This is a genomic window from Dietzia sp. DQ12-76 (assembly GCF_014145045.1).
Lineage (GTDB): Bacteria > Actinomycetota > Actinomycetes > Mycobacteriales > Mycobacteriaceae > Dietzia.
The window spans coordinates 2,129-6,509 of record NZ_JAALDV010000255.1; the positions used below are offsets into that span (position 1 = coordinate 2,129).

Annotated in this window: 5 protein-coding genes; all 5 read right to left on the bottom strand. The window is 69.8% G+C overall.

Features of this window, described 5'->3' with window-relative positions; genetic code table 11:
* Positions 1-218, bottom strand: a 218-nt coding sequence (locus tag G6019_RS17270) for an LpxL/LpxP family acyltransferase (RefSeq protein ID WP_439822627.1), incomplete at its 3' end; no start/stop codon positions are given.
* Complete coding sequence (gene pgsA, locus G6019_RS09455; protein ID WP_107756558.1) at positions 215-859, bottom strand: phosphatidylinositol phosphate synthase; 645 nt, start codon at positions 857-859, stop codon at positions 215-217. The genes pgsA and G6019_RS17270, both read right to left, overlap by 4 nt.
* Before the next feature lie 13 nt (positions 860-872).
* Positions 873-1,451 carry an HIT family protein gene (locus G6019_RS09460; protein ID WP_107756559.1) on the bottom strand — a complete coding sequence of 193 codons (579 nt, stop codon included), beginning with the start codon at positions 1,449-1,451 and terminating at the stop codon, positions 873-875.
* Positions 1,448-3,535: a threonine--tRNA ligase gene (gene thrS, locus G6019_RS09465; RefSeq protein WP_107758098.1), complete on the bottom strand. Its 2,088-nt coding sequence runs from the start codon at positions 3,533-3,535 to the stop codon at positions 1,448-1,450. Before thrS ends, G6019_RS09460 begins: the two co-directional genes overlap by 4 nt.
* Positions 3,536-3,770: 235 nt before the next feature.
* The coding region (locus G6019_RS09470; RefSeq protein WP_182627487.1) for a methylamine utilization protein at positions 3,771-4,381 on the bottom strand (611 nt) is incomplete at its 5' end.

A 4,381-nucleotide genomic window follows, 5' to 3' on the forward strand; every position in this document is an offset into this window, starting at 1 on the left:
AAGGAGTCCCGGATGAGGTCGTCCGGAACCTGTGCCGGCTCGACGCCGAGGACCCGCGACAGGTTCCGGCGTAGTTGGGAGTCCTCGCCCTGACGTCGGGCGGCGAGATCCGCCCCGGCCCGGAACAGGGCCCGCGCCACCGGTTCGGGAAGCGCGCGGACCACAGCCCACCCCGCGGCGTATCCGAGGTCCGAGAGGCGCTGGCCCGTGCGGGTCACAGGTCGCCCGCCGACGGTGACTCGAGCCGGTCGGGCCGCCCGAGGTAGTCGGCCCGCCCGCCCCACACCCGTTGGATGACGGTGACGAGGCTGCCCACCGCCACCACCGTGAGCGCGACCGAGAGGGCCCAGGGCACCCCCAGTCCCTCCAGCCCGGCGCCGAGGAGGATCAACACCAGACGGTCGGCGCGTTCCATGAGGCCACCGGGCGTGCGCAGTCCGCCGGCGTCCGCACGCGCCTTGGAATAGGAGACCACCTGCGAGAGCACGAGGCAGGCCAGCAGCATGCCGAGTGCGTACTTGTCGTCGGGGCGCCCGTCCACGAGCCACCACAGCAGGGAGGCGAGTATGACGCCGTCCGCCACCCGGTCCGACACCGCGTCGACCAGTGCGCCGTACGGGGACCCGCCGTCTCCCGCCCGTGCGACCGCGCCGTCGACCAGGTCGAGCAGGGTGCACAGGGCGATCACTATCGCCCCGGCGACCAGATGGCCGTTGCCGAAGAGGACCACCGCCGCCGCGCAGGTCAGGATGAGCCCGGTCAGGGTGATGCCGTTGGCCGTGACCCCGATCCGGACCAGGAACGCCGCGAAGGGGTGCGCCACCTTGGTGACGCCCGACCTTCCGAACTCGCTGAGCATCTCTTCCCCCGAATCAGGTGCGGTCGGGACCGGGCACCGTCGACCACGCCTCGGCCAGGAGCTGTCGGGTCTGGCGGAGCAGCTGCGGCAGCACCTTGGTGTCGCCGGTCACGGTAATGAAGTTGGCGTCCCCGATCCAGCGCGGCACGACGTGCTGATGGAGATGGCCGGACAGCGATCCCCCCGCGGCACTGCCCAGGTTGAGTCCCACGTTGAAGGAATCGGGCCGGGACACGGCCTTGATGACCCGGATGAGGTGCTGCGTGTAGGACATGAGTTCGCGCGACTCGTCGTCGTCGAGATCCTCCAGGTCGGCCACCTTGCGGTACGGCACCACCATGGAGTGCCCCGGGTTGTAGGGGTAGAGGTTGAGGACCACGTAGACGGCCGCTCCGCGGGCCACCACCAGACCGTCCTCGTCACTCATCCGGGGGATGTCGAGGAACGGCTCCCCCGTCATGCCCTCGACGGGCGGGGGCGCCGATTCCGCGATGTAGGCCATGCGATACGGGGTCCACAGCCGTTGGAGACGGTCCTCCCCCGCCCCGTACTGGCGGTAGCCGTCCGACCGGATCGGCTCCCGGGGCGTCACACCCGCTCCGCGGTGGGCACGTCGTTGCGCCGCGAGTTGATCCAGTACCCGATCTTGTCCATCGCGGCGGTACGCGAGACCCCGTTCAGTTGGGTGCCGTCGGGGAACCGGAAGCTCACCGCCCCCGCCTCCACGTCCCGGTCGCCGGCCAGCAGCATGAACGGGACCTTGCCGGTCGTGTGGGTGCGGATCTTCTTCTGCATCCGCTCGTCGGCCAGATCGAGCTCGGCGCGGATCCCCCGGCCCCGGAGCTCGTCGATCACGTCCTCGAGGTGCTTCTCGTGGGCCTCCGCCACGGGGATCCCGACCACCTGCACGGGGGCCAGCCACGCCGGGAACATCCCCGCGTAGTGCTCGAGCAGGACGGCGAAGAATCGTTCGATCGAACCGAAGAGTGCCCGGTGGATCATCACGGGACGCTTCTTGGTGCCGTCGGCGGCGTTGTAGGTGAGATCGAAGAGCTCGGGGAGGTTGAAGTCGAGCTGCACGGTGGACATCTGCCAGGTGCGTCCGATCGCATCCCGAGCCTGGACCGAGATCTTGGGGCCGTAGAACGCCGCCCCGCCCGGGTCCGGGACCAGCTCGAGGCCGGAGTGGGTGGCGACCCGCTCGAGCGTCTCGGTGGCCCGCTCCCAGATCTCGTCGCCCCCGACGTACTTCTCGGGGTCCTTGGTGGACAGCTCGAGGTAGAAGTCCTCGAGTCCGTAGTCGCGCAGCAGCGAGATGATGAAGGACAGGACGGAGGCGATCTCGCCCTCCATCTGCTCCTCGGTGCAGTAGATGTGGGCGTCGTCCTGAGTGAATCCACGAGCGCGGGTGAGGCCGTGGACGACGCCGGATTTCTCGTAGCGGTAGACCGTGCCGAACTCGAACATCCGCAGGGGCAGTTCGCGGTAGGAGCGGCCGCGGGAGTCGAAGACCAGGTTGTGCATGGGGCAGTTCATGGGCTTGACGTAGTAGTCCTGACCCGGCTTGGTCTCGTTGCCCTCGGCGTCGTACTCGGCGTCGAGCACCATGGGGGGAAACATCCCCTCCGAGTACCAGCTCAGGTGCTGGGACTTGCGGAAGAGGTCGCCCTTGGTCACGTGGGGCGTGTTGACCAGCGAGTACCCGGCCGCGAGATGGCGGCGTAGGGAGTGCTGTTCCATCTCGTTGCGGATGATCCCGCCGCGCGGGTGGAACACCGGGAACCCCGACCCGATCTCGTCCGGGAAACTGAACAGGTCGAGCTCGGTACCCAACCGGCGGTGGTCCCTCTTCTCCGCCTCGGCGAGGCGATCGAGGTAGGCGTCCATCGCCTCCGTGCTCTCCCACGCCGTGCCGTAGATGCGCTGGAGGCCGGCGTTCTTCTGGTCCCCGCGCCAGTACGCCGCGGAGGACCGGGTGAGGGTGAACGCGGGGATGAACTTGGTGGTCGGTGCGTGGGGCCCCCGGCACAGGTCCGACCAGATCACCTCGCCGGTCCGAGGGTTGAGGTTGTCGTACGCGGTCAGCGCTCCCGCCCCGACCTCCATGATCTCCGCGTCCTCGAGCGCCTCGGCGCCCCCGGCGTCGCCTGAGTCGGCCCGGCCCTTGTCCTCGACCAGTTCGAGCTTGTAGGGCTCGCCCGCGAGTTCGGCGCGGGCCTCGTCCAGCGAGGCGTACTCGCGCCGGGCGAACCGCTGGCCCGACTTGATGATCTTCTTCATCCGCTTCTCGAGGTCCTTGAGGTCCTCGGGGGTGAACGGTTCGGCCACGTCGAAGTCGTAGTAGAAGCCGTTCTCGATCGGCGGGCCGATCCCCAGCTTCGCCTCGGGGAACTTGTCCTGCACGGCCTGCGCCAGGACGTGGGCGCAGGAGTGTCTGATGACGGACCTGCCGTCCTCAGTGTCCGCACGGACGAGTTCGACCTGGGTGTCCACCTCGGGGACCCACGACAGATCGCGCAGCGCGCCACCCGGGTCGCGCACCACCACGATGGTGCCGGGCCCACTCCTGACCTGCAGTTCCCGCTCGGCGAGGATCTTGCCCGCCGGCTCCCCCGCCGGGATGACGGTCGTGGTCACGGTGCCCGCACCCGTCGCGTCGACGTCGGCTTCCGGCATGCGGTTCTCGGACACGGGGGGCGATCTCCTCGGCAGTGGACGACGGGTGACTCCGGGCCACCCGTGATGGGCGCACCAACTCCGACGACGGACCCGGGCCGGTCCATGCTACCCGGCGGCTCCCGGAGTCCCGGACCGCCTCGGGCGGACGTACCGGGACGCTCACGCACCTGTGGGGCACCCGGCCCGTGTGACGGACCGGGTGCCCCGCGGGCACTCCTGGTGGGCGCCGCTGTCACATGGCCAGAGCCGCGGCTCCGAACCCGGCCAGGGCGAGCAGGCCAGAGCCCGCGGCGAGCTGCACGAGCCGGTCCGCGGACATGCACTTGAGCAGGAAGTCACCCATCGTGCCGCCGCGGTGCTGGTGCACGATCGCCATGACCGACGGCCCGCATCGGCCGACCGACACGGCGGCGAACAACGCCGCACCCAGGGCGGGGTTCGCGAGCGCCACGGTGCCAAGGAAGAGCAGGTAGTACGCGCTCGAACGGATGAAGATCATGAACCCCGGCCCGATCAACGTCCCGAAGTAGAACGAGACCCTCATGGGCCGGCCAACCCGGCGCAGGTGCCGTGGCAGCTGCTGACGTCGCATGGGGGTGGGCATGCGGACGAGCCCGGTCTCGTGCAGGCCGTACATCAGGGCGAGCAGGGACCATCCCGCCAAAACGGGGGCGACGGGCACCTGCCCCACGACCTGGTTGACGGCCATGCCCAGGAGCCCCAGGCCCGCGCCCACCGGCAGAGCGGTGAGCAGTGATCCCGCCAGATGCGCCCCCAGCCGGGCCAGCGCGGACCCGTCGCCGGGACGGTCCGACTGCTTGGGCGCGGCGACGACGCCCGCCA